This window comes from Mesorhizobium sp. LMG 17147, assembly GCF_024297145.1.
Classification (GTDB): Bacteria; Pseudomonadota; Alphaproteobacteria; order Rhizobiales; family Rhizobiaceae; genus Mesorhizobium.
In genome coordinates this window covers 456,013-481,915 of sequence record NZ_JANCTC010000001.1, presented here as the reverse complement: position 1 = coordinate 481,915, position 25,903 = coordinate 456,013, and the positions used below count along the sequence as shown (strand labels likewise).

The window sequence follows — 25,903 nt, the reverse complement described above, 5'->3', positions numbered from 1 at the left end:
GAGATGAGAGTGAAGATACTGGCGCTTGGCGCGCATCCGGACGACATCGAGATCTTCATGTTCGGTACGATGGCGGCCTATGCCGCGCAAGGCGCAGAACTCTTTTTTGCCATAGCCACGGATGGCGCCAGGGGCGGCTATGGCGATCCGGCCGCGCTTGCCCGCACGCGCCGCAAGGAGGCAACCGCGGCGGCCGGTCTGCTTGGCGTGACGCCGCGCTTCCTCGACTTTCCCGATGGCGCACTGGTGGCGGACGCCGCGCTGATCGGAGCGCTGAAAGCGCTGATCGGCGAGATAGGGCCGGGTCTGGCGATCACGCATGCGCCGAACGACTATCATGGCGACCACCGCGCGCTATCGGATGGCATGCGCATCGCCGCATCATTCTCGGTGCCGGTGCTGCATGCCGACACGTTCGGCGGCACCGGGTTTTCGCCTACGCACTACGTCGATACCTCCGGGCATTTCGATCTCAAGGCGGAGGCGATCCGGGCGCACCAGTCGCAGGATCCCGAGCGTTTCGTCGACGTGGCGCGCACGCAGAACGCCTTCCGCGCCGGCCAGTGCAACGGCCTAGCCGGATCATTCGCCGAGGCCTTCCGCTTCGAGCCGGTCTTCCCCTTCGCCGATATCCGCGCGCTGCTGCCGCCGGCCCCAGTGATCCGACCGGTGACGGTCAGCAACAAGACGGTGACCTAGGCAGGCCGCCGCAACTTCTCACGTTGGTTCCTATCCAGCATGCTGCGGTGCAGCAACGAATTCGCTTGCGTTGTTTAGTAAAAATTGCATCACTAAACAAATTACTAAACATCCGGGCGTTGCCGCCACTGTGTTTAGGCCCCGGAGGAGAGGGGTTTAGCGGGCTCTTGAAACCGTCATCCGGACGCGTTTCGCAAATGGGAGGAAGGCATGAAATCGACCTTTAAATTGGCGTTGGGTCTGGCCTCGGCACTCGTTGCGTCGACAGCCGTTTCGAACGTCGCGCAGGCAGAAGATCTGACGCTTTGCTGGGCAGCCTGGGACCCGGCCAACGCGCTTGTGGAATTATCCAAGGACTTCACCAAGGAAACCGGCATCGGCATGAAATTCGAATTCGTGCCGTGGACCAACTATGCCGACCGCTTTCTCAATGAGCTGAATTCGCACGGCAAGCTGTGCGACTTGATCATAGGCGACAGCCAGTGGATTGGCGGCGCCGCCGAGAACGGCCATTACGTCAAGCTGAACGACTTCTTCGACAAAGAGAAGATCAGCATGGACGATTTCGTGCCGGCGACCGTCGTCGGCTATTCGGAATGGCCGAAGAACTCGCCGAATTACTGGGCGCTGCCGGCGATGGGCGACGTCGTCGGCTGGACCTACCGCAAGGACTGGTTCTCCAAGCCGGAGCTGCAGAAGGAATTCAAGGAAAAGTATGGCTGGGATCTCGGCCCGCCGACGACCTTCGACCAGCTGAAGCAGATCGCCGAATTCTTCCAGAAGCGCGAGATCGACGGCAAGACCGTCTATGGCGCGTCGATCTATACCGAGCGCGGCTCGGAAGGCATCACCATGGGCGCCATGGACGTACTCTACAGCTTCGGCTTCCAGTACGAAAACCCGAAAAAGCCCTACGAGATGGAAGGCTTCGTCAACTCCGATAAATCGGTGAAGGGCCTGGAGTTCTACAAGGCGCTCTATGACTGCTGCACGCCTCCCGGCGCCTCGAACAGCTACATGGGCGAAGGTGTCGATGCCTTCAAATCCGGCCAGGTGGCGATGCACATGAACTTCGCCTTCACCTGGCCAGGCCTGCAGAAGGACGAGAATGTCGGCGGCGACAAGATAGGCTATTTCGTCAATCCCAAAGGTCCGGACGGCGACCAGTTCGCCCAGCTCGGCGGCCAGGGCATCTCGGTGGTCTCCTATTCCGACAAGCAGGAAGCCGCGCTCAAATACATCAAATGGTTCGCCAACAAGGACGTGCAGTCCAAATGGTGGTCGCTCGGCGGCTATTCCTGCCTCAACGCGGTCGTCAAGGACCCGGCCTTCCCGGCCAGCCAGCCCTACGCGCAGACTTTCCTCGACTCGATGGCCATCGTGAAGGACTTCTGGGCCGAGCCGAGCTATGCCCCGCTGCTGCAGGCATCACAAAAGCGCTTCCACGACTATGTCGTTGCCGGGCAAGGCTCGGCCAAGGATGCGCTCGACGGCCTCGTCAAGGACTGGACCGAGGTCTTCCAGGACGATGGCAAGATGTAACCGGGGCAAGATGTAACCGGCTCCTCCCGGGCCCATGACCGAACCGTCCCGTGCCGCCCTTGGCACGGGACACAGTTCAGATAAATTCCATTGTCGAGACGATCCAAGTGACCGAAGCAGGACTGACCATGCTCAATCGGACTGCGGACAGCGTTGCCCGGGCTACGCCCGAGCCGTTGGCCCGCAAGGTCCGGGGCATCAGCGACAAGGGCCTCGCCTGGCTGTTCATCTCGCCGACGATCCTGTTGCTTCTAGCCATCAACATCTTCCCGCTGTTCTGGGCGATCTATCTGTCCTTCACCAATTTTCGCGCCAATCGTCCCAATGAGGTGGTGAAGAACCTTGGGCTCGCGAACTACAAGCGCATCCTCGCCGACCAGGACATCTGGATCGCCATGCAGACGACGGCGCATTTCGTGTTCTGGACCATCCTGCTGCAGACGCTGATCGGCTTTACGCTGGCCTGGCTGATCGACCGCAAGTTCCGCGGGCACGCCTTCTGGACGACCATCATCCTGGTGCCGATGATGCTGTCGCCGGCGGTGGTCGGCAATTTCTGGCGATTTCTCTACGAGCCGCAGATCGGGCTGTTCGCCTACGCTGTCTCGTTCGTCACCGGCATTCCGGCAACGCAGATCAGCATGCTCTCCAACGTGTCGCTGGCGCCATGGTCGATCATAATCGTCGACACCTGGATGTGGACGCCTTACGTGATGCTGATCTGCCTCGCCGGCCTGCGCTCGATCCCCGAATACATCTACGAAGCGGCCGAGGTCGACCGCGCCTCCAACTGGCGGCAGTTCTGGTCGATCACGCTGCCGATGGCGCTGCCCTTCATCATGCTGGCGGTGCTGTTCCGCGGCATCGAGAACTTCAAGATGTTCGACATGGTCAATTTGCTCACTGGCGGCGGGCCAGGATCGACCACCGAAGTGGCCTCGATCACGCTGAAGCGGCAGGCCTTCGAAAGCTGGCGGACGGGCTATTCCTCGGCCTTCGCCATCATCCTGTTCGTCGCGGTGTTCGGGCTGGCCAACATTTACGTCAAGGCGCTGAACAAGGTGAAGCAGAGATGAGCCTGACGTCAGCCCATTCCGTTGTCGCACCCTCGGCCACGTCGAAGCGCGTCGCCGGCACGATCATCGTTGCCTACGCGCTGATCTCGATCGTGCCGCTGCTGTGGATCTTCGCCACCAGCTTCAAGACGCCGCCGGATTCGATCGCCTATCCGCCGAAGATCCTGTTCCAGCCGAGCCTCGAGGGCTACTGCAATTTGTTCTCGACCCGGACTCGGCAAACCCCGGAATACATCAACTCCCTGGGACCGGCGACCGGGGTCTGCGACGAGACGGTGCGCAAGCGCAACATGGTGATCGCCGGCCCGTCGAACTTCATGCCGCGCTTCGTCAACTCGCTGATCATCGCCTTCGGCTCGACGTTTTGCGCGGTGTTCCTCGGCACGCTGTCGGCCTATGGTTTTTCGCGCTTCAAGGTGCCGCTCGCCGACGACCTGCTGTTCTTCATCCTGTCGACGCGGATGATGCCGCCGATCGCCGTCGCCATCCCGATCTACCTGATGTATCGGGAGCTCGGCCTGTCGGACACCGCGCTCGGCATGATCCTGCTCTACACGGCGGTCAACGTGTCGCTGGCAGTCTGGCTGCTGAAAGGCTTCATCGACGAGATCCCGCGCGAATATGAAGAGGCGGCGATGATCGACGGCTACACGCGGCTGCAGGCGTTCTGGCGCACCGTGCTGCCGCAGGCGACCACGGGCATTGCCGCGACCGCCATCTTCTGCCTGATCTTTGCCTGGAACGAATACGCCTTCGCCGCGCTGCTGACCTCGGGCACGGCGCAGACCGCGCCGCCCTTCATCCCGACCATCATCGGCGAAGGCGGCCAGGACTGGCCGGCGGTTGCGGCCGGCACGACGATCTTCCTGGTGCCGATCCTGGTCTTCACAATCCTGCTTCGCAAGCAATTGCTGCGCGGCATCACCTTCGGCGCGGTGCGCAAATGAGCCTGACCGTAAAACGCAAATCGCGCTGGCCTATCTGGGCCAGACGCGGACTGATGGAAAACGTCGCCACGGCGATCATCGCCATCGGCTTCCTGATGCTGTTCCAGCCCTTCGCGCTGGCGCTCTACACCTATTCGTTCGTCACCATGCTGGCTGGCACGGCGATGTTCATCATCGTCTCGAAATTTCCGGAGTAGACGATGGCTGAGATCAGGGTCGAACATCTGAGAAAGGCATTCGGCGATTTCGTCGCCGTGCAGGATTCCAACTTCGTCGTCGAGGACGGCGAATTCTTCGTCATGCTGGGGCCGTCGGGCTGCGGCAAGACGACGACGCTTCGTATGATCGCCGGGCTCGAACTGCCGACCGGTGGCAAGATCCTGCTTGGCGGCGAGGACGTCACCATGCGGCGCGCCCGCGAGCGCGACATCGCTTTTGTGTTCCAGCTGTTCGCGCTCTATCCGCACATGAATGTAAGAAAGAACATCGGTTTCCCGCTGCTGGCGCAAGGCATGCCAGGCGCTGAAATTCGGGCCAGGGTGGAAGAGACGGCGAAGCTGTTGCGGATCGACCATCTGCTCAACAAATCGGTCTCCGGGCTAGCCGGCGGCGATCGCCAGCGCGTGGCGCTCGGCCGCGCCATCGTGCGGCGGCCAAAATGTTTCCTGATGGACGAACCGCTCGGCACGCTCGACACCGAATTCCGCGACCTGATGGTCCATGAGCTGCGCGAATTGCACAACCGCATCCACGCCACCACCGTCTATGTCACGCACGACCAGATGGAAGCGATGTCGATGGCCGACAAGATCGCGGTGATGAACCATGGCGTCATCGAGCAGTTCGGCACGCCGCGTGAGATCTATGATCGGCCGGCGACGATGTTCGTCGCCGACTTCATCGGCTCGCCGCCGATGAATTTCCTCGGCTTCGGCGGCGGCCTTTCAAAGGGCGCCAGGGAAGTTGTTGTGCAGGGCGCGAGGGTGGCCGTGCCGGAGGTGCGCGAGGATGTCGCGCCGGCCGAGATGGCGCTTGGCATCCGACCGGAGCACATCCGCTTCGACAACGCTTCGAAGCTGCGCGGAGCTATTTACGGCACGGAATATCTCGGCACCACCCAGATCGTGGCGGTGGAGACGGCAGACGGCATCATCAAGGCCAGGGTGCCGGCCGAAATCCGGCTCAATCCGGGCGATCATGTGGGCCTGGCGCTGAACAGCGCGCGGCTGTCGGTGTTCGCAAAAGGATCCGGCCGTGCGGTGCGCACCGAAATCCATGACTCGGCCTCCCAGGGGAGAGCGCATCATGGCTGACGTTCACATCAAGGGCGTGACAAAGGCTTTTGGCGAGCATGTCGCCGTCGACAATCTCGATTTGCATATCGCCGACGGGGAATTCGTCGTGCTGCTCGGGCCGACCGGCGCCGGCAAGACGACAACGCTCAGGCTGATCGCCGGGCTGGAGCGTCCGGAAGCGGGCTCGATCCATATTGCCGGCCACGACACGACGACGCTGTCACCGGCCGAGCGCGACACCGCTTTCGTGTTCCAGCAATATTCGCTCTATCCGCATCTGTCGGTTTACGACAACCTCGCCTTTCCGCTGCGCTCGCCGGCAAGGAAAATGCCGGAGGATCAGATTCGCCGCCGCGTCGAGGACGTGGCCAAGATGGTGCGCATCCACCACAAGCTGAATAATCGCTCGACCAAACTCTCGGGCGGCGAGATGCAGCGCGTTGCCATCGGCCGCGCTTTGGTGCGCAAGCCGTCGATCTACCTGATGGACGAGCCGCTGTCGTCGCTCGACGCCAAGCTGCGCGCCGATCTCAGGCTCGAGCTGAAGCGCATACAGGCCGAACTCGGCGCCACCATGCTCTACGTCACCCATGACCAGATCGAAGCGATGACCATGGCCGACCGCATCGGCATCCTCGCCGACGGCGTGCTGGTCCAGATCGGTTCGCCGCGCACGATCTATTCCGAGCCGGCAAACCTTCACGTCGCGGCCAGGCTCGGCCAACCGGCAATCAATTTGTTGCCGGTCGGACTGCTGCCGGATGGCGGAGCGCCGGCGGGGACCAGGACAATTGGTGCGCGGACCGAACATCTTTCGATCGCGAAGGCGGCGAACGGCCATGCCGACGGCGTCGTCGATTGGGTCGAGCATCTCGGCGACCAGAACCATCTGCATGTGACGGTGGGGACCAGGAAGCTGGTGACGCTGACCGACCCCGACACCGACCTGGCGCAGGGCGACAGGATCATGATCCGCTATCGCTCGCCGCTGTATTTCGGCGCCGATGGGCGACGGCTGATGTGAGCGCTGCGCGAGTGTTTTCCTGGCATCTTTCAACCGGCAATTTCGGGCACCGGAGTGGACCAATTCGATGAAGCATTTTTTCAATCGCAGGGATACGATCGTAACTGAGGCCCTGGACGGCTTTCTCGGCACGACCGGCACCGGCGATCTCGCCCGCCTCGACGGCTATCCCGAAATCAAGGTCGCCCTCCGTGCAGACTGGGACAAGAGCAAGGTCAGCATCATCTCCGGCGGCGGGGCCGGGCACGAACCCGCCCATGCCGGCTTCGTCGGCATGGGCATGCTCACGGCGGCAGTATCAGGCGAAATCTTTGCTTCGCCGAGCGTGGAAGCAGTATTGGCGGCCATCCGCGCGGTGACCGGTCCCGCCGGGTGCCTGCTGATCGTCAAGAACTATACCGGCGATCGCCTCAACTTCGGCTTGGCCGCCGAGAAGGCGCGCGCCGAAGGCTTCCGCGTCGAGATGGTGATCGTCGCCGACGACATCGCCCTGCCTGATATTGCCCAGCCGCGTGGCGTTGCCGGCACCTTGTTCGTGCACAAGATCGCCGGCCACATGTCGGAAGCCGGCAACGATCTGGCGACGGTTGCCGCTGCGGCGCGGGCCGCGGCGGCGGATATCGTTTCCCTCGGCATATCGCTGTCATCCTGCTCGATCCCCGGTCAGAGCCATGACGAAAGATTTGGCGCCGACGACGCTGAACTCGGCCTCGGCATCCATGGCGAGCCGGGCGTTGAGCGGATTGCGGTGCAAAGTGCCGAAAGGCTGGTTGCGATCATGTCGGAGCGCCTTGCCGCGCGGCTCGATCCCGCCAGCGACTACGCCTTGCTGATCAACAATCTCGGTTCGGTGCCACCGCTGGAAATGTTGCTTGTCGCCAATGCGGTGTTGGCATCACCGCTGGCACGAAAGGTGACGCTGACGATCGGACCCGGGCAGCTTATGACCGCGCTCAACATGAACGGCTTTTCCTTGTCGCTGATCCGGCTCGATGCGCCGCGCGAAGCGGCGTTGCGGGCGCCGGTAGGCCCTCACGCCTGGCTGCCGGCAAGAGCCGTTCGCCAAGCCAGCGTCATGCCGATGGCGAAAGCCGCCGGCCGGGGCAACACGTCGAAAGCCAGCCCGGACGCACGCACCGAGCGGCTGGTGGTCGCCATCTGCGAACGGCTGATCTCGCTTGAAGGCGCGTTGAACGGACTGGACGCCAAGGCGGGAGACGGCGACACCGGAACGACTGTGGCGGCCGGCGCGCGGAGCGTGCTTGGCCGCCTTGCGACGCTGCCGCTCGCCGACCCTGCCGCAACGCTGGCCGCCGTGGGCGACATCCTGAGTGCCAGCATGGGCGGCTCTAGCGGCGTGCTGTTGTCGATCTTCTTCACCGCCGCCGCGCAGACGCTGGAGTCTGGCGAAACGCTTCCCAAGGCGCTTCTCGCCGGCCTCGATCGGATGTCCTTCTATGGTGGAGCGAGGATGGGCGATCGCACGATGATCGATGCCTTGGAACCCGCCTTGAAGGCGCTGGATAGCGGCAGTCTGGAGGATGCGGCGGTCGCGGCGCGACGCGGCGCCGAGGCCACCGCTGCCATGCGCAAGGCCAAGGCCGGGCGGTCCGCCTATATTGGCAGCCAGCTCGACGGCGTGGTCGACCCCGGCGCCTTTGCCGTCGCCGAGGTCTTCACGGCCCTCGCTGCGTTGCTCGAACCCGCTTGACTGGGGAAAAGAATGCTTCAGTTGCCGGATATGCAATTTTCTCGTACTGCCGGCAGCGCAGGGGCCAGGAGCATGGGTGATATGGCGGCAGCGGATATTTCCAGGCTGATCGAGGCGGCGGCAAACACCATCGCCGCCCATGCCGAAGAGCTGACCAGGCTCGATCAGGCCATCGGCGACGGCGACCATGGGCTCAACATGAAACGCGGCTTCGAGGCAGTGCGGGCCGAGGCCGGCGCGTTTGCGGCAAAGCCGTTGCCCGAAGCGCTGAAGGCGATCGGCACCAAACTGGTGATGACCGTCGGCGGAGCCTCCGGTCCCTTGTTCGGCACGCTGTTCATGGTGCTCGGCAAGGAGATTCCCGCCGCGCCGGATCGCGCCGATCTGGCGGCGGCCTTCGGCAAGGCGATTGAAGCAGTGGCCGCCAGAGGCAAGTCGCAGGCCGGGCAAAAAACCATGCTCGACGTGCTGCAGCCGGTACATGAAGCCCTCGTGCAGGGAAAGGCGGCAGCAGACATCGCCGAGATCGCCGACAACGCCGCCGACGCGACCGTGCCGATGAAGGCGCTGCGTGGGCGCGCCTCCTTCCTTGGCGACCGTTCGATCGGTCATATGGATGCCGGCGCACGCTCGACCGCACTTCTGGTGCGGGCCGTAGCCGAAGCAATCGAGAGGCGCGCATGAGCAATGTCGGCATCGTCATCGTCTCGCATTCGCCGCTGGTCGCCGAAGGCACCGCCGACATGGTGCGGCAGATGGTCGGCAACGAAGTGCCGCTTGCATGGTGCGGCGGAAACGGCCATGGCGGGCTGGGAACCAATGTCGAGGCGATCATGGGCGCCATCGACAAAGCCTGGTCGGAGGCGGGTGTCGCGATCCTCGTTGATCTCGGAGGTGCCGAGACCAATAGCGAGATGGCGATCGAGATGATCGGCGAACCACGCGCCCAGAAGATCGTCGTCTGCAATGCGCCGATCGTCGAAGGCGCGGTGATGGCGGCGACCGAGGCTTCCGGCGGCGCCTCGCTCAAGGAAGTGGTGGCGACGGCGCACGAATTGTCGCCGTCGTGAACGAACGGGAATTTTGACAAGCATGTCCGCAGCAGCCGAAGCCAGCGTCCTGATCACCCATGAGGTGGGGCTGCATGCGCGTCCTTCGGTGAAGTTCACCAAGCTTGCCAAGACGTTTTCGGCCGACGTCGAGATTGCGCTCGCCGCCAACGGGCCATGGTTCGACGCCAAGAGCATCGTCAAGGTGATGGCTGCGAAAGCGCCGAAAGGCACTGTCCTGCACATCAGAGCCAAAGGGGACGGCGCCGGCGAGGCGGTCGGAGCACTGGTCGAGCTGGTGCGCCGCGATTTCGACGAAGGCAAGGACCATGCCCGAACCGCTTAGACTGCAGGGCATTTCGGCATCGGCCGGCTATGCCGAGGGGCCGCTGTTCGATCTGGACCAGGCTGCTGTGCGTTATGTCCGCAAGGCGACTGCCGCGGACGAGAAGGCGGCGCTTGAGGCCGCCATCTCCATTGCCGCGGGCCGGCTCGCGACATTGATCGAAACCAGCGACAGCGAGGCGGCCGGGATCCTCGAATTCCAGCTCGCCATGCTGGAGGACGACGCGCTGACCGGCCCGGCCTTTGCGCGAATTGCCGAGGGCATGGCCGCTGATGTGGCTTGGCGAAAGGCGCTCGACGCCGAGATAGCCGGCTATGAAACATCCGAGCAGGACTATTTCCGGGCGCGCGCCGCCGACATGCGCGACATACGCGACCAGGTGCTGCGCGCGCTGATCGGGGGCGGCGACATTGCCGCGCCAGCGGGCGCGATCTTCTACGGCGAGGATATCGCACCGACGCGCTTCCTCGAAACCGACTGGAGTGCCGGCGGCGGCATAGCACTTACGGCCGGAAGTGCCGCAAGTCATGTCGCAATGCTGGCACGCTCACGCGGCGTGCCCATGGTGGTGGGGCTCGGGCTCATGGAGCGTGGGCTAGCCAGGCCAGGTGCTTCGCCGGCTCACCTTACCGGAATCGCACTGCTCGACGCCGAACATGGCGGCATCGTATTGGCACCTTCGAAAGCGGAGATCGCCATATTCCGGCGATCGTCGTCGTCTTTCGCGGCGCATCGCGGCAAAGCGGCAGCCTATCTGACAAGGCCGGCGGCAACGAAGACCGGCATAGCGGTCCGCGTGCAGGTGAATATCGCCGATCCGTCCGATGTCGACAGCATCGATGCTGCGGCGTGCGACGGTGTCGGGCTGATGCGGACCGAATTCCTGTTCGGCAAGACGCTGCCGGGCGAGGAGACGCAATATCGCGCCTACCGCAAAGTGCTGGAATGGGCAGGCGAGAGGCCGGTGACGATCCGTACTGTCGATGCGGGCGGCGATAAGCCTGTGCCGGGCCTCACCGTCGAGGAAGGTAATCCGTTCCTTGGCCTGCGCGGCATCAGGCTGTCGCTGATGCGTCCGGAGGTCTTTCGTGTGCAGATCCGCGCCTTGCTACGTGCCGCCATGCACGGCAATTTGAAGGTGATGTTCCCGATGATCGCCGTTCCGGAAGAGTATGAACACGCCACCGCGCTGTTCGCGGAGGAGCAGGCTGACCTTTTGGCGCGCGGCATCGCGCACAAAATGCCGCCGCTTGGCATCATGGTCGAGGTGCCGTCGGTGGCCATCGCACCGGAGGCATTCGCCAAGGCCGCCTTCTTCTCGATCGGTTCGAATGATTTGACCCAATACGTGATGGCGGCCGCGCGCGACAATGCGTCGGTCGCACATCTGAATTCCGTCAGGCACCCGGCCGTGCTCCGGCTGATCGCCTCCGTTGCCGCCTTCGGCCGCGAGCATAATATCCCGGTCAGCCTGTGTGGCGATGCCGGCGGCGACCCCGCCTCGATCCCGGCGCTGCTCGAAACCGGCCTGCGTGACCTCTCGGTCGCTCCCGCCCAACTCGCGATGGCCAAGGCGGCCATCGCGGACGTTTCGATCTAGGCCCCGGCATGGCAGACAAGGCACCGCAATCCGGCCCCGAAGAGGCGATCCGCGCCTACAAGACGATCCTGTCGCAGGTGATCGACCAGCGCCCGTCCGGCATGCGCCAGCGCCTCGCCGACGCGCTTGGAAAACACCGCAGCTTCGTCACGCAGATTTCAAGCCCGGCCTACTCGACGCCGATCCCGGCGAAGCATTTGCCGGCTATCTTCTCCGTCTGCCATTTCAGCCCGGTCGAACGCGATCATTTCCTTGAGGCCTACCATCGGGCGCATCCGGGAAAGGTGTCGCTGGCCGCAGGGATGCGCAAGACACGTCATGTCTCGCTGATCGTTCCCGATTTCGGCGACGACAAGCAGAACGCGGCGCTCGACCGGGCGGTCAACGATTTCATCCAGAAGATCACCAGCATCGCCGGCAAGGGCAGCTGACGCTGGGCTATTTCGGGAGAACAGCCATGAAGAAATTTCTGAATTCGGTCGATACGGTGCTGACCGAGAGCCTCGACGGCTTCGTTGCCGCACATGCCGATATCCTGGCGCTTGGCGAGGAGCACAAATTCATCCGCCGCAAGCTGCTCAAGCCGGGCAAGGTGGCGCTGATCTCCGGCGGCGGCTCGGGTCACGAGCCGCTGCATGGCGGATTCGTCGGGCACGGCATGCTGGATGCCGCCTGCCCCGGCCAGGTATTCACCTCGCCGACGCCTGACCAGATGATGGCGGCCGCCGAAGTCGTCAATACGGGCGCCGGCTGCCTGTTCATCGTCAAGAACTACGAGGGCGACGTGATGAATTTCGACATGGCCGCTGAAATGTCGGAAGGCGTGATGCAAATCGTGACCAATGACGACGTCGCGGTCGAAAACTCGTCCTACACCACCGGCCGGCGCGGCGTCGCCGGTACGCTGGTGGTCGAGAAAATCGTCGGCGCGGCGGCCGAAGAAGGCATGCCACTGGAGCCGTTGAAGGCGCTCGGCGAGCGCGTCAACGGCGCGACGCGCTCGATGGGCGTGGCGCTGACCAGTTGCACCGTGCCGGCGGCGGGCAGGCCGACCTTCGATATCGGCGACGGCGAGATGGAGTTCGGGGTCGGCATCCATGGCGAGCCCGGAAGGCGGCGCGACACATTGAAAAGCGCCGACGCCATCGCCGAGGAGATCTGCACCGCAATTCTGGGTGACCTGGGCGACGGTGCCAGAGGCCAGGCGCTGCTCTTCGTCAACGGCTTTGGCGGCACACCGTTGATGGAGCTTTACCTGATGTACAACAGCGCCCGCAAAATCTTCGAGAAGCATGGCGTCACGGTGACCCGGTCGCTGGTCGGGTCCTATGTGACCTCGCTCGACATGGCCGGCTGTTCGATCACGCTGAGCATGCTCGACGACGAGGCGGCTGTTTGGTGGGATGCACCGGTACATACGGCCGCACTGCGCTGGGGCATGTAGCGGCGGAGAATGCCCCAGAAATAGTCGGTGACAAGACCGGTATCGGCAACGCCGCACATCGCCAGACAGTTGCCCTCCTCACCCTGCGTAAGATAAAGAATCTGCGGGTTTGGGGAGTTCGAGGATGCGTTACAATTGGGATCGGGCGCCGACGGGTTTCGAGCGCCATGGAAAGATGCTGGCAGCCGCCTTGCTGATCGCCGGCGGGGTCGGACTTATGCTCGCTGCCCTCCCGCTTTAGGGACAACAACCTCGGGTAGCGGACTACTTCTCAGCGCGTTGCCTCAGTGCACCTGGCCTGTCACGGCGAGAAAACGGCGGTCACGCCCTTCAAATCCCTGGCTGAAGCGCTGCACGAGCACGACAACCACGCCCGCTTTGCCGTCTGGGGTGAAGGTGTAGGATTCCGACAGGCTATAGGAGATCGGGCAATTCCTCGAACCGGGTACGGTCTTGTCCTCGTGCAACACCTTGATCGGATGGCCGTCCTGGCCCTGCAGCGTCAGGCGAAAGCCGAGCGCCTTGCCGGTCGTCTCGCCCTGCTGCGCCCCGTCGAAACTCGATGAACAATCCGCCGTGCTATCGGCAAGAATCTGCTCGAGCTGAATGGTCGAGATGCCAAGCTCGTCATAGGTCGGCGAAAGCCATTGCTGCGAAACCTGCTCGAGGCGCGCAATGTCGTTGTAGGCGACCATGTCCTCGGGAAAGGTGAACTTGTCGAAGCCAGTCCGTTCGCCACGCGGCGCTATGTAATATTTGGCCAGTAAGGGCGCCGCCTGCTCCGCGGCCTGTGCCCTCGCCTGCGCAAGTGTCAGCGTCGAATCCTCCGTCTCGTCGACGATGAGGATCGGCTTGCGCCGACGAACTGATCGGTGCGGGTGTCGATGATGTCGATCTCCGACCAGCCCGAATCCGAAGCACCAGCGTCGAGCGTGCCATACTGCTCGAAGGCGAAATAGTTGCCGTCGGGCGAAAAGCCGATGATACGCCGTGCCGCCGCATCGCCGGCCTGAGCAGCTGAAGCAATCATCAGGGCAAGCGTCGCAACCACGGCACATCGAAGCTCGTATCGCAGTTTCATCGCGCCCCGCCCCCAATGTCGAAAATTCGGCCGATATCAACCTGTAGACCACGAGGACCGCTGCACTTGCCGTCAAATTCGAACGACGGCAAACGAAGAGCACAAATACATGGTTACACAAACCAGCATACGCTATTTCAAGGACAGCAAACATTCCTGGGGAGGAAGCTGGATGGCGTCACGCTACCATGAGGTCTATGACGGCTGGAAACGCGACCCGGAAAAATTCTGGGCCGATGCCGCGGGCGCAATCGACTGGTTCTCGCCCTTCGAGACCGTGTTCGACGCCAATGCCGGTGTCTATGGCCGGTGGTTCAACGGCGCTTCCTGCAACAGCTGCTTCAATGCCGTCGACCGCCACGTGGCCGGCGGCCGTGCCGACCAGATCGCGTTGATTCATGACAGCGCGATTTCGGGCACAATCAGAAAATTCACCTATGCCGAGTTGAAGCGCGAGGTGGTCGCGCTGACCTCGGTGCTCAAGAATCGCGGCATCCAAAAGGGCGATCGCGTCATCATCTACATGCCGATGGTGCCGGAAGCAGCCTTCGCCATGCTTGCCTGTGCGCGGATCGGCGCCGTACATTCGGTGGTCTTCGGCGGCTTTGCCTCGCATGAGCTCGCCACCCGCATCGACGACGCCAAGCCGAAGCTGATCATCTCCGCTTCCTGCGGCCTGGAGCCAGGGCGCGTCGTTGCCTATAAACCGCTGCTTGACAAAGCGATCGAGATGTCGCGGCACCAGCCCGAAGCCTGCCTCATCCTGCAGCGCGACCAATTGCGCTGCGAGCTCAGGGAAAATCACGATATCGACTATGCCGACGCCGTGGCGCGTGAGCGGGCCGCCGGCGCCAATGTCGACTGTGTTCCGGTGCTTGCCACCGATCCGCTCTACATCATCTACACGTCGGGCACGACCGGCCAGCCGAAAGGCATCGTGCGCGACAATGGCGGCCATATGGTCGCGCTGAAATGGTCGATGGAAAACGAGTTCGGCGTCAAGCCGGGCGAAGTGTTTTGGGCGGCTTCCGATGTCGGCTGGGTGGTCGGCCATTCCTACATCGTCTACGGCCCGCTGCTGCATGGCTGCACGACCGTGCTGTTCGAGGGCAAGCCGGTCGGCACGCCCGATGCCGGCACCTATTGGCGGGTGATTGCCGAGCACGGCGTCGTCGCGCTGTTCACCGCGCCAACCGCCTTCCGCGCCATCAAAGGACAGGACCCGAAGGGCGAATTCGTCCCGAAATACGACCTGTCCAAATTCCGTACTTTGTTCCTGGCCGGCGAGCGCGCCGATCCGGAAACCATCAAATGGGCGGAGCAGAAATTGAACGTGCCGGTGATCGACCATTGGTGGCAAACCGAGACCGGCTCGCCGATGACCATCAACCCCGCCGGACTGGGCCTGCTGCCGGTCAAATACGGCTCGCCCGGCGTGCCGATGCCCGGCTATGACATCCGCGTTCTCGACGATGCCGGGCATGACGTGCCGCGCGGTACGCTCGGCAATGTTGTGGTCAAATTGCCGCTGCCCCCCGGCTGCCTGCCGACGCTGTGGAATGCCGACGAGCGGTTTCGCCAAGCCTATCTCGAGGAATTCCCCGGCTTCTACAAAACCGCGGATGCCGGCATGATGGACGAGGACGGTTATCTCTATGTCATGGCCCGCACTGACGACATCATCAATGTCGCCGGCCACCGGCTCTCGACCGGCGCCATGGAGGAGGTGCTGGCCGCGCATCCCGACGTTGCCGAATGCGCCGTCGTCGGCATTGCCGATGCGATGAAGGGCCAGGTTCCACTCGGCTTCGTCGTGCTGAATGCGGGCGTCGACCGCGATGCAGGGATCATCGAGAGCGAGGTGGTCACGCTGGTGCGCGAACGGATCGGCCCTGTCGCAGCCTTCAAGACGGTAGTGACGATCAAGCGCCTGCCGAAGACGCGCTCCGGCAAGATCCTGCGCGGCACCATGCAGAAGATCGCCGACAAGGAGGAATGGGCCATGCCGGCGACGATCGACGAACCCACCATCCTCGACGAGATCACCGCAGCACTGAAGGGCCGCGGGATCGGCCTGTAAGCCGAGTTGCGTTCGAAGCTCCGGTATGGAACGACCGGTGCCAGACATGGTATCCACGCGCTGCGTCGCCATGTTGTTTCGAGATCGAGGCGCATTCACAGACATACGAGACGCCATTCGTGACCTTGTTCCAGCGATCGAGAAACACCCGGACCGCGGCGCGCCAGCGGCTCGAGATCGATATCCGGGACTCAGTCGTCTATGCGATCGGCGACGTGCATGGCTGCTATAAGGAGCTTCGCTCCCTGGAGCAGAACATCCTGCTCGATTCTGCGTCTTTCGAGGGGCGCAAGCTCATCATCATGCTTGGCGACTACGTCGATCGTGGTCCGCAGTCGGCGCGCGTGCTCGATCATCTGCTGGCGCCGCCACTCCAAGGCTTCCAGCGTATCTGTCTTGCTGGTAACCACGAAGTCGTGATGCTGAACTATCTCGACGGAATCATTTCGAGAGAGTCGTGGCTGGCGATAGGCGGCCTGCAAACGCTGTTTTCCTACGGCGTCGACCCGGAGCGCATGGCCGATCTCTACGATTCAAACGAGGAGGTCGACGGGCGCATTCGAGAGATCATTCCCGCCGACCACGTCAGTTTCATGCGTGCGCTGCCGGTCATGGTCTGTTCGGCGAAATTCGTATTCGTTCATGCCGGCATCAGGCCGGGCATCGACCTCGCCGCACAAGATGAGGACGACCTGCTCAACATCCGCTCGGAGTTCTTCGAAGCCGCACATCTTCTTGACCGCTATGTGGTGCACGGGCATACGCCGGTCGAGTTTCCGAAGCTCGAGGGACGCCGGCTTGGCATCGACACGGGCGCCTTCCAAAGCGGCCGGCTGACCGCAGTCAGGATCGCCGACAAACGCGCCAGGCTGATATTTTCCTGAGCGCGATATCCGTCGCTCAGGCGGCCGCCTTTGTGCGCGCTTCCGATTTTTCCAGATAATAGCTCGAATATTTGTCGAAGAATCTTTCGGAGCCGCCGATCGAGCCATACTTGGCCAGTTTCTTCAATTCGACCTTGTTCAGAACCGCGCCGACGATCTTCTTGGCGATATAGGGTTCTGAGCTCAGCACGGACTGCACCATTGCCCGCGGCGTGCGTCCCCACTCGGCGACCAGCACGAAACCGTCGACAAGCGGGGCGAAGGCCTTGGCGTCGACGACTGGCCCGAGCGGCGGCAGATCGACGATGATGTATTCGAAAGTTTCCTTGGCATTGTCAATGAAGCGCCGCATGCCGGCCGAAGACAGAAGCTCGCTGGTGTGCGAAAAATGGCCACGCAGGACGGCCGGGATGATCGCCAGCTTGGTCTGCCGGTCGATCTTGCCGACCGACTGCCAGGTCCGCCCGCTCACCACCGCTTCCATCAGGCCTTGCTCGGCCTCCATGCCAAGGCTGCGGCTGAGGCCGGGGTTGCGCAAGTCACCGTCGATCAGCAGCGTTTTCGATCCGTTGGCCGCAAGCAGCCCGGCAAGATTGGCGGCAACCGTCGACTTGCCTTCGCCGGGCAGTACCGAGATCACACCAATGACCCGGCTGCCCTGGCCTTCCATCACGACATCGAAGGCGATCTTGGCGTTGCGCAGCGTCTCGGAGAACATTGACGCCGGTGCATCGACGGTTACCCGCATGCGCGCACGTTTTTCGGCTGCCGACAATGTCTTGGAGGACTGGGATTTGGAGGACTTGGCAGTCCTGGTTTCGGCGGCCTTGACGTCGGGCTGACCGTCGTCGCGCTGGTCGTCCTTCCCAGCCTTGCCGATGACCGGCAGGTAGCCGAGGAATCTGAGGCCGACGCGGTCGCGCACATCCTCGCCGGTCCTGAAGAACCGTTCCCTGAATTCATTCAGGCCGCCAACCCCGGCCCCCATCATTATGCCAAGCGCCAGCGAAAGCCCCAGCACGATGGCCGTCCGCGGGGTTGCGGCCGACTGCGGCATCGTCGCATCAGAGATGACCCGGATCTTGCCGACCGGGAAGGATTGCTGCTGTGCAGCCTCCTCATAGCGGTTCAGGAATGTCTGATAGAGCGTCGAGAGCGCCGTCGCCTTCTGCTCCAGTTCACGCAGCTTGACCTGCGACTGGTTGTCGATGGAGCTCTTGCCTGCCGCCAAGGCGACATTTGCGCGGAGCGCGGTCTCGCGCGCCAGAGCGACCTCGTATTCGTTGCGGTAGCTTTCGGTGAGCTGCTTCAGCTCGCCGAAAATCTGCGCCGATATGTCGGCCTTCTCCTTGGCGAGCGCGACGGCCTGCGGATGTTGCGGGCCGAAATTGGCTTCGACATCCTGCTGCCGCTTGGCGACGGTGAGATAGCGGTTCTTGAGCGTCGTGATGACCGAGCTGCTCGGCTGGTCGTTCGATATCGCAGCGTCCTTGAACGCATTGTCCGAGCCGCTTTCGACGATTGACTTGTACTGCTGATAGCGGGCGCCGGCACGTGCGGTATCGGCCTGCGCGACGATCAGCTGGGTGTTGAGATCGGACAGTTGCTTGTCGCTGATCAGCTGGCCGTCATTGACGGCCAATCCATGTTCGGCCCTGAACTTTTCGACCGCCAGTGCGGCCGCCTGGGAGCTCTCACGAAGCTCGGTCAGCCGGCCTTGCAGCCAGACCGCCGCCCGCTCGGTCGCGTCGAAGCTGGCATCGAGCTGATCGGCGAGATAGGCGTCGGCATAGGCCTTGGTGATGGCGGTCGCAAGCGCCGGATCAGTCGCCTGGAAGGAGATGCTGATGACAAAGCTTCGGCCGATCCGCTCGGCGTCGAGTTGGTTCTGCAGTTTGAAGATTGCGTAGTCACGGGGCGACGACGATGCGGTGATCGCGTCACGCGTCGCAGCATCAAGCTGAGTGACGTCGGTCGTGCTAGCGGCGCGCTTGGGGCGGACAGACTGGATGATACCGCGTACAAAGCCTGCGACCTTCGACAGGGCCGACGTCGGAGGGTTCATGAAAGCGTCGTTCTGATCGAGCTTCAGCTTGTCGACGACCACCCCCGCCAGCCTGGCCGACTGCAGAATTTCGATCTGGCTCAGAACGGCGGAGTCGGTCTGCATGCTGACCGACGCCGCCGAAATGTCGTCGACGACCTTGTTCAATCCTTCGTCGATCAGCACGCTGCTCGTCGCCACATAGGTAGGAGGCGTCGTCTGCAAATAGAGGACGCCGAGAAAGAGACCGATGACGGCACAGGCGGCAACCACTTTCGCCTGCCGCGCGGCCATGCCAAGCAGGCGCTCGATGTCGATGAAGTCTTCGGCGTTTGCCGCACTCGAAGCCGGCAATGGCGTCCTCTTCTCGACAGGAAAATTGGCATAGTTCATCTTCGGTCCAATTCTAGTTTGCAGGCGCTACCGCCTCGAAGGTCGGGACATAGGGTGCAAACCTTGCGCCGGACAGTGCGCGTTACGCGCGGCGCAACGGGCCTGTCCTGCGTCATCAGCCGCACCCACAATGCCTCGAAAAAATGGACATTATGCGGCTTCTTCCCGACGCTGATGCGACCGGACGAATTCCTGCAGCATATCGAAGATCGGGCCCTTCATATCCTCTCGCGCCAGCGCGAAAGCGATATTGGCCTGGATAAAGCCCTCCTTCGAACCGCAGTCGAACATGCGGCCGTCGAAAGGCTGGGCAAAGAAGGCTTGCGTCTGTGCGAGGCGCACCATCGCGTCGGTCAGTTGGATCTCGTTGCCGGCGCCGCGTTGCTGGCTGCCCAGCAGCGAGAATATCTCGGGCTGCAGGATGTAGCGGCCGTTGATGTAAAAGTTCGACGGGGCGTTGGCCGGAGCCGGCTTTTCGACCATGGCCGTCACCTCGAAGCCAGTGCCGACATCCGCGCCGCGGCCGACAATGCCGTATTTGCTGGTCTCGGTCGGGTCGCAACGCTCGACGGCGATGACGTTTGCGCCGGTCTGTGCATAAAGATCGGCGACTTCGGCGAGACAGCCGCGCCCGCCAAAGGACACCATGTCCGGCAAAAGCAATGCAAAGGGCTCGTCGCCGATGACTTCGCGCGCGCACCACACGGCATGGCCGAGGCCCTGCGGCGACTGCTGGCGGATGAAACTTGTCGCGCCGGCGACGGGAAGCAGGCTTTCGAGCGCTTCAAGCTGCGCCTTCTTGCCGCTCTGCTCCAGGGTTCCGATCAGTTCAGGATGCAGGTCGAAATAGTCCTCGATCACCGCCTTGTTGCGGCCGGTAACGAAGACGATGTGCTCGATGCCTGCCTCGAACGCCTCATCCACCGCATATTGCACGACAGGCCTGTCGACCACCGGCAGCATTTCCTTGGGCATGGATTTGGTCGCCGGCAGGAACCGCGTTCCAAGCCCTGCCACCGGTATGACTGCCTTCCTGACTTTTTTCATTGCATATTCCTTCTGATCGATTTCAACCCGTCGCAGGCGGCGAAAACTGTCTTCATTCGCCCGCAGCCCTTCACCTCCCCGCCACTACGGCAAACTGTGCCGCTACCCTTCGCAGCCGGACGGCGATCGGCATGCTCATATGCCGAACCGCCGCCGGATCGCTGAGCGCCGTCCATATCGCCTTGAGCGGGGACCGCGCCTTGATGTGCTGAACCAGCGACAGGAATGATGCCGCCCGCCGCAGGCTGCGGGCGCGCCTGGCAAACGCCGCCGCGGCCGCAGCATCCATGGAATGGGTTCCGGCGAAGATGGCATCGGCCCTGCGCATCGCCTCGACGTGATGAAGCTCCAGCACCCGGGAAATGGAGCCGGTGCGGATGTGGTAGACATAGCCCGTCGTCGGTTCGACGACGCATTTGCCGCCTTTGGCCAGAGCATTGGCCAGGAGGATATAATCTTCGCCGATGATCAAGCTTTCATCGTAGCGGAGCCCGTTCTCGTTCAGGAACCGGCGCTGGAAGATCGGCTTGAGATAGCCGAGATTGAATCTCGATTCGAAGACCACATTGCCGGCGATGTAATCCGCCAGCGAGATTTCACCGAGCCCTTCCAGATAGTCGGCCGGGAACATCGTCTCTTCGGCAACGCCATCCTCGCGAACGACCTGCAGATTATCGACCGCGATCTCGGCGCCCGCCTTCTCCGCGCGTTCGATCATGGTGCAGATTCGCCCGGGATAGACCGCGTCGTCGGAATCGAGGACCGCGACCCACCTGCCGCGGGCAAGTTCAAGGCCGGCGTTCCTGGCGCCGCCGGGGCCACGGTTTTGCTCAAGCGCGACCACGCGTACGATGCCTTCGGGGTAGGATCTCGCCAGATCGAGCGTCCGGTCGGCCGACCCGTCGTCGACGACGATGACCTCGACGCTGACATTGCGCTGGGCAATGGCGCTGGCGATCGCCCGATCGATGGTCGCCTCGGCATTGTAGGCGGCAATCACGAAGCTCACGTCAGGCTGCACGCTTGCCCCCTTGCTGCGGCGAAGACAGACCGTATTGGCGGATTTCACGAACCCCGACGAGGCCGCTGACGACGCCGACATGCATAATGCCGCGAAGCAGGCTGCGGTTCCGGCGCACGGGGTCGATGGCGACCGGAATTGCCGACAGGAAACTGTAGGCGGCCTTTGCCGTGGCAATGCCGACCTGCTTGAGCCGGGCAAGGCCGTGTACATTGCGCCCCAGAAGATGACCGTGCGTCTGCCCGACGCGGAACCGGCGGCGGCCGAGCCAGTCGAATGCCGCCCTGGCAGGTGGCACCGCTTCGTCGACCCAAGCCTCCGGCGAAAAGGCGATGCGGCCGCCGGCCTTGACCATCTGGTCGAAGAATTCCGTATCTTCGCCACCGGTCTGGCCACGTGCCAGGCTGAAGCGCCGGCCGCGCAGGCTCTCAGCCCCAATCCTGAGCAGGACGTTGCAGGTATAGCCGGTGCGGATCTCGCCGCGGACCCAGACCGGTAGGGTCGAGTGGAAATCACCCTTGCGCATCCAGGCGGGCGCATCCGCCCGGTAACGGGCTTGCACCGGCCCGAGAACGGCCGCAGCACCAGTTGCTTCCGCCGTCGCCACCAGTTCGGCAAGCCAGCCGGCGGTGGCCGTCTCGTCGTCGTCGATAAAGGCGACGAAATCCCTCGCACTGGCATCGAGGCAAGCGTTGCGCGCGATTGAGATGTTGCGGGCCGGGGCGTGCCGGTAGGTCACCGGCAGCTTCAACTCGGCCGCCAGCCTGGCGACCAGCGTTTCGGCCGTCGGCGTATCGTCGTTGTCCGCAATGATGACACCGACGTCGAATCCCACGGGCATATCCATGGCCGCTATGGAGCGAAGCGTGTCGGCAAGCTCCGGCCGGCGAAATGTGCAGATGCAGATATCGATGCTTCGATTTTTTCTGACCGGCTCCATCACGCTACCTCGCGCTGCGGTCGCGGTGCGAGCAGTTGCAGCCAGAAACCGACCGACCAGCCGAAATGCATAACCATTGCCGAGACCCCGGCAAGCGCAATGTCGGGTTTGCGCTGGCTGACGGCGGTCCAAAAGCCGTAGCCGAGGCAGACCGACGCCCATAGCAAAAGCGGCACGGCCGCCAGCCAGTGGACGAAGGAAAAGGCGGCGAGAAGAACCACGGGGAACACCAGAAGCGGCACCATTTGCCGGATCTTCGGGATCATGCGGTGCTTGAGAACGTTCTTCGCCCGGCCACGGCCATAGCCGAGATACTGAAAATAGAGGCCCTTTAGCGAGGAGCGCGGGTAGTAGACCATCTGCGTCTTGCCGGTCATCCAGATGCGGTAGCCGGCCTGGCGGAGCCGATAGTCGAGTTCGGCATCCTCATTGTGGCTGAACGTCTCGTCATAGCCGCCGACCGCGGTGAAGGCCGATATCCGCATCAGCGCATGGTGGCCATGATCGACCCATTCCCCCGCCGAAAGGTGCCGGTGCTTGGAGCCGCCGGTGCCGAGCCTGGAATTCTGCGCCGCTGCCGCTGCTTTCTGAACCATGCCGCTGCCACTGGTCAGCATCGAGACGACCACCGAATCCGCGCCGGTGGCCTGCGCTTCTTCGATCAGCCGGTCGCAATAATCCGCCGGATAGCCGCCGTGCGCATCGATGCGAATGAGATAGTCGACGCCTTCCCCGAATCTGGCGACGGCGAGATTGATCGCCGCGCTCTGCAAGCGCTTTTCATTGTGCAGCAGGGTAACCCGCTGATCTTTTGCGGCGATATCCGCGACGATCGTCCTGGTGCCGTCCGTACTGCCGCCATCGGCAACGATGATCACGGCGCCCAGCCTCTCGGCCGCAGGGCGAAGCTCTCGAAGCAATGCGCCGATATGGGCCGCTTCGTTCAGGCACGGAACCACGATCATGCAGGATGGAATGTCGGTTTGCGTCATCGGCAGTCCTTCTATGCCAATGCTTCGGCAGCATATGGACCGGGAGCCGCAGTCAGCCCGCGGAGCTTTTCGACAAACGCCCGGCAATCGGCGCGGTCGTGGCTCCAGGTGCGCGGATTGCGGGCAAGAACACGCGCCCTCAATGTCTCGAACCGATGCTGCTCCATCGTGCCGACGGCGGCTTCGAGCGCCTCGGGCGTGGCTTCTGACAATAGAACCCCGATGCCTTGCCGGTCGAGGAACCGGCCGGTTTCGGTGGTTCCCATCGAAATCGGCACAGCTCCGAAGCGGCAGCCTTCATAGAGCCGGTTCGGCAGCAGCCATTCGGAGTTCAGGCCCTGCTCAAAAAAGTCGATGGCCCAGGAAAAGTGAACCTCGTGGTAGATCGCCGCCATATCCTCGGGATTGCGGTAGGGCCCGCCAAACGACAGCCAGGGTTCCGATTGAACAAAACCATGGAAATCGGGAAATTCGGACAGCGCCGGCCGGCCTCTGAGGACGATTTCAAAGCGGCCGTCGAGGCGGCGCGAAAATTCGGCCAGAAGCTCCAGGGAGCGACGGCAGCGGAGCGCACCGAACCAGCCGATCCGCCACGGCGGCGCAACGGGATTCTCCGCCGTAATGCGGTCATCCAGCGAAGCTGCGGCCGGCTCGAAATGCTTGTTTTCGAGCAGTTCGACCGGAGCGGCAACCTGTCCGAACGGCTTGAAATAGTTAGCGATGAAGGCCGGAGAGCTGGTCACCAGAAGCTTCACATCCCTGGCCAGGAAGCGTTCCGCACCGCGCATCGCCCAGCCCAGCGAATCGTCGCGAAGCAGCAGGCGATGGATGTCCAGGCACTCGTAGACGATCGGCACTGTTGCCTGGAAAGCCGACCTGGCGCGGCGGGCAAGCGCCAGCATTTCCAGATTGCGCGCGATAATGAGGTCGGGCCGTGGCATTGAGCCCAGCTTCGAGCCGGTCGAGACCACCGCCTTCATGATCGCGGCCAGACGTTGGGCGAATCGGCCATCACGAGTCGGGCCGAGATCGATCGGCTGCAAGCCCTCGAAATCAGCAACTGCGCTTGCCGTACGACGAAAGCCCGCCAGCGTAACCTGGGCGCCGCCTGCCTTGAGCATTATGATCCGCCGGCGCACCGCCGGGTCGGAGACGTCGTGTACCAAGTACAAGACATGCAGCATGAAAACTCGACCGCTGTTGGCCCGCCCGCGACGATGCTAGTACACCTCTTGCTGCATCGCAACATTTTTGGTTGCAGCGTAGCAAAGATCCACGTTTTTTGTTGCACTGCAAAATCGATGGGTTAAGCTCGCTCTGCTTGGGCCGCATGGACCGCGCGTTGGCCTGCCACCGGGCTGCGCGCCAATTATCACGACGCGAGGACCATCCTTGGCGTGCAGCATTTTCGGCCAACCCGCCTGCAATTCGCCCCTTCGCGCCCGTCGATGGAAGCACGGGACTACTCACGAAATGAGGTCATTCCATGAAGATCGCGGTTGAAAACACCGTCTGCCTGAATACCGGGGATGCAGCGATTCTCCTGGCGATTCGCCATGTTTTCAAGACGATCGTGCAGGACGACATCCAGTTCTACGTCTTCGACAGCCAGCCGGAGGTGGCGGCGAGGCTCTACACGAAGAAGGACTATCCGGACCTCGAATTCCACAAGCTGCTGTCGGAATCGCTGTTCCGCTACAAATACGGCAGCGGGCTGAAGAACCTGTTCAAGCCGATCTACAATCGGCTCGTCCTCAATGCCCTGCGGCGGTTCGGCATCCGCGGCGTTGTCGGGCGTTTGTTCAGCTCAAGCAATCGCCGTGGTCTCGAGATCTACAAAGGCGCCGACCTCGTGGTCACGACAGGCGGAACCTATCTCGTCGAGACCTACAATCTGGAGCGGCGCCTCAATCAATTCAGGATCGACGCAATTCTGGGCAAGGACCCGGTCTTCTTCACACAATCGCTCGGCCCGTTCAACAAAAGTTACAATCGCCAGGAGTTGAGCCCGATCTTCGACCGGAGCCCGCTCATCCTGCTGCGCGACGAACGTTCGCGGGGCCACATTGTGGACATGGTGAAAGACCCCGGCAAATGCCACGTCGTGGCCGACGCCGTCTTTGCCCTGGCCGATACTGACAGGATCGGAACAATTCTGGCCTCCGGCCAGTCGGCGACCGTCACCGGCCGCGTCGCCATTTCCGTCCGTCACTGGAACTATGTCAGCGACGGCGAGGGCGGCATGCGCCGCTACATCGACTCGATCCGCGAGATCGCGACTATCCTCGTCAGGGACCACGCCAAGGAGGTCACCTTCGTCTCCACCTGCCAGGGCGTGCCGGAATACGCCCATGACGATTCCAAGACGGCGCGGGCTATCGTTGCCGAACTCGATCCGGAGATCGCCGAACATGTCAGCGTGGACGCTTCGTTCCACACGCCGGAGCAATTGATGGCCCTGGTGAAAGGCTTCGACTTTGTCGTCGCAACACGCATGCATATGATGATCATGTCGCTCTGCGTCGGCACGCCGGTGCTGCCGATCGCCTATGAATTCAAGACCAAGGAACTTGCCAAGCGGATCGGCGTCGCCGACCTGCTGCTCGACATCGATACGGTGACGCCCGAGGAAGCGAGCGAGAAGCTCGGCAGACTTACCGCTAATCTCGACCTCTATCGCAGGACGAG

The 25,903-nt window shown here is 62.7% G+C and carries 24 protein-coding genes and 1 pseudogene; 17 read left to right on the top strand and 8 right to left on the bottom strand.

The genetic code is table 11. The features are described from left to right. The first annotated feature begins 9 nt into the window (after positions 1-9). The 14 genes from NMG46_RS02380 to dhaK all read left to right on the top strand — a co-directional run bounded on the left by NMG46_RS02380 (position 10) and on the right by dhaK (position 12,733). The gene (locus NMG46_RS02380; RefSeq protein WP_254816118.1) at positions 10-699 is read left to right on the top strand and encodes a PIG-L deacetylase family protein; all 690 of its coding nucleotides are present in this window, start codon (positions 10-12) and stop codon (positions 697-699) included. Between the two features lie 210 nt (positions 700-909). Further along, a complete protein-coding gene (locus NMG46_RS02375; RefSeq protein ID WP_254816117.1) occupies positions 910-2,241 on the top strand; it encodes an ABC transporter substrate-binding protein in 1,332 nt (443 codons plus the stop codon). 128 nt (positions 2,242-2,369) lie between these two features. After that, complete coding sequence (locus NMG46_RS02370; RefSeq protein ID WP_302893612.1) at positions 2,370-3,317, top strand: carbohydrate ABC transporter permease; 948 nt, start codon at positions 2,370-2,372, stop codon at positions 3,315-3,317. After that, positions 3,314-4,264 (top strand): carbohydrate ABC transporter permease, encoded by a 951-nt coding sequence (locus NMG46_RS02365; protein ID WP_254816115.1) that lies wholly within the window; start codon positions 3,314-3,316, stop codon positions 4,262-4,264. Before NMG46_RS02370 ends, NMG46_RS02365 begins: the two co-directional genes overlap by 4 nt. After that, complete coding sequence (locus tag NMG46_RS02360) at positions 4,261-4,461, top strand: hypothetical protein (protein ID WP_254816114.1); 201 nt, start codon at positions 4,261-4,263, stop codon at positions 4,459-4,461. Before NMG46_RS02365 ends, NMG46_RS02360 begins: the two co-directional genes overlap by 4 nt. A gap of 3 nt (positions 4,462-4,464) precedes the next feature. Then, complete coding sequence (locus NMG46_RS02355) at positions 4,465-5,577, top strand: ABC transporter ATP-binding protein (RefSeq protein WP_254816113.1); 1,113 nt, start codon at positions 4,465-4,467, stop codon at positions 5,575-5,577. Then, entirely contained in the window at positions 5,570-6,583 is a 1,014-nt protein-coding gene (locus NMG46_RS02350; RefSeq protein WP_254816112.1) for an ABC transporter ATP-binding protein, read from the top strand. Before NMG46_RS02355 ends, NMG46_RS02350 begins: the two co-directional genes overlap by 8 nt. 67 nt (positions 6,584-6,650) lie before the next feature. After that, positions 6,651-8,294: a dihydroxyacetone kinase subunit DhaK gene (locus NMG46_RS02345; RefSeq protein WP_254816111.1), complete on the top strand. Its 1,644-nt coding sequence runs from the start codon at positions 6,651-6,653 to the stop codon at positions 8,292-8,294. Positions 8,295-8,375: 81 nt separating this feature from the next. Beyond that, complete coding sequence (gene dhaL, locus NMG46_RS02340; RefSeq protein WP_254816110.1) at positions 8,376-8,978, top strand: dihydroxyacetone kinase subunit DhaL; 603 nt, start codon at positions 8,376-8,378, stop codon at positions 8,976-8,978. Next, the gene (dhaM, locus tag NMG46_RS02335) at positions 8,975-9,364 is read left to right on the top strand and encodes a dihydroxyacetone kinase phosphoryl donor subunit DhaM (protein ID WP_254816109.1); all 390 of its coding nucleotides are present in this window, start codon (positions 8,975-8,977) and stop codon (positions 9,362-9,364) included. Before dhaL ends, dhaM begins: the two co-directional genes overlap by 4 nt. A gap of 22 nt (positions 9,365-9,386) precedes the next feature. Beyond that, positions 9,387-9,689, top strand: coding sequence for an HPr family phosphocarrier protein (locus NMG46_RS02330; protein WP_023676329.1), 303 nt, complete (start codon positions 9,387-9,389; stop codon positions 9,687-9,689). Beyond that, the gene (gene ptsP, locus NMG46_RS02325; protein ID WP_254816108.1) at positions 9,673-11,289 is read left to right on the top strand and encodes a phosphoenolpyruvate--protein phosphotransferase; all 1,617 of its coding nucleotides are present in this window, start codon (positions 9,673-9,675) and stop codon (positions 11,287-11,289) included. The genes NMG46_RS02330 and ptsP overlap by 17 nt, the downstream gene beginning before the upstream one ends. 8 nt (positions 11,290-11,297) lie before the next feature. Then, positions 11,298-11,720, top strand: a complete 423-nt coding sequence (locus NMG46_RS02320) for a hypothetical protein (protein WP_254816107.1) — start codon at positions 11,298-11,300, stop codon at positions 11,718-11,720. Between the two features lie 26 nt (positions 11,721-11,746). Beyond that, on the top strand, positions 11,747-12,733 hold the full coding sequence (dhaK, locus tag NMG46_RS02315) for a dihydroxyacetone kinase subunit DhaK (protein WP_254816106.1): 987 nt from the start codon (positions 11,747-11,749) through the stop codon (positions 12,731-12,733). Positions 12,734-13,017: 284 nt separating this feature from the next. Here dhaK and NMG46_RS02310 read toward each other — a convergent pair whose 3' ends face one another. Continuing rightward, entirely contained in the window at positions 13,018-13,548 is a 531-nt protein-coding gene (locus tag NMG46_RS02310) for a DUF2259 domain-containing protein (RefSeq protein ID WP_254816388.1), read from the bottom strand. After that, positions 13,545-13,814, bottom strand: coding sequence for a hypothetical protein (locus tag NMG46_RS02305; RefSeq protein WP_254816402.1), 270 nt, complete (start codon positions 13,812-13,814; stop codon positions 13,545-13,547). The genes NMG46_RS02310 and NMG46_RS02305 overlap by 4 nt, the downstream gene beginning before the upstream one ends. A gap of 172 nt (positions 13,815-13,986) precedes the next feature. Between NMG46_RS02305 and NMG46_RS02300 the strand changes: the two genes are divergently transcribed. Both NMG46_RS02300 and NMG46_RS02295 read left to right on the top strand, forming a co-directional pair. Continuing rightward, the gene (locus NMG46_RS02300; protein ID WP_254816105.1) at positions 13,987-15,894 is read left to right on the top strand and encodes a propionyl-CoA synthetase; all 1,908 of its coding nucleotides are present in this window, start codon (positions 13,987-13,989) and stop codon (positions 15,892-15,894) included. A 119-nt stretch (positions 15,895-16,013) separates the two neighbouring features. Further along, a complete protein-coding gene (locus tag NMG46_RS02295; RefSeq protein WP_254816104.1) occupies positions 16,014-16,778 on the top strand; it encodes a metallophosphoesterase family protein in 765 nt (254 codons plus the stop codon). Between the two features lie 16 nt (positions 16,779-16,794). Here the strand turns inward: NMG46_RS02295 and NMG46_RS02290 are convergent, their stop codons facing one another. From NMG46_RS02290 to NMG46_RS02265, 6 genes are all read right to left on the bottom strand, one after another. Next, positions 16,795-19,215 (bottom strand): polysaccharide biosynthesis tyrosine autokinase, encoded by a 2,421-nt coding sequence (locus tag NMG46_RS02290; protein WP_254816103.1) that lies wholly within the window; start codon positions 19,213-19,215, stop codon positions 16,795-16,797. A gap of 150 nt (positions 19,216-19,365) precedes the next feature. Continuing rightward, the gene (locus NMG46_RS02285; protein WP_254816102.1) at positions 19,366-20,262 is read right to left on the bottom strand and encodes a UTP--glucose-1-phosphate uridylyltransferase; all 897 of its coding nucleotides are present in this window, start codon (positions 20,260-20,262) and stop codon (positions 19,366-19,368) included. A gap of 70 nt (positions 20,263-20,332) precedes the next feature. After that, positions 20,333-21,283, bottom strand: a complete 951-nt coding sequence (locus NMG46_RS02280) for a glycosyltransferase family 2 protein (RefSeq protein ID WP_254816101.1) — start codon at positions 21,281-21,283, stop codon at positions 20,333-20,335. Beyond that, a complete protein-coding gene (locus tag NMG46_RS02275) occupies positions 21,273-22,223 on the bottom strand; it encodes a glycosyltransferase family 2 protein (RefSeq protein ID WP_254816100.1) in 951 nt (316 codons plus the stop codon). Before NMG46_RS02275 ends, NMG46_RS02280 begins: the two co-directional genes overlap by 11 nt. Next, positions 22,223-23,215, bottom strand: coding sequence for a glycosyltransferase family 2 protein (locus NMG46_RS02270; protein ID WP_254816099.1), 993 nt, complete (start codon positions 23,213-23,215; stop codon positions 22,223-22,225). The genes NMG46_RS02275 and NMG46_RS02270 overlap by 1 nt, the downstream gene beginning before the upstream one ends. An 11-nt stretch (positions 23,216-23,226) precedes the next feature. Next, positions 23,227-24,399 (bottom strand): glycosyl transferase family 1, encoded by a 1,173-nt coding sequence (locus NMG46_RS02265; RefSeq protein ID WP_254816098.1) that lies wholly within the window; start codon positions 24,397-24,399, stop codon positions 23,227-23,229. A 302-nt stretch (positions 24,400-24,701) separates the two neighbouring features. On the opposite strand from NMG46_RS02265, the pseudogene NMG46_RS02260 reads away from it, so the two are divergent. Next, positions 24,702-25,754, top strand: a pseudogene (locus NMG46_RS02260) (polysaccharide pyruvyl transferase family protein); the annotation flags it as partial. Between the last annotated feature and the right edge of the window lie 149 nt (positions 25,755-25,903).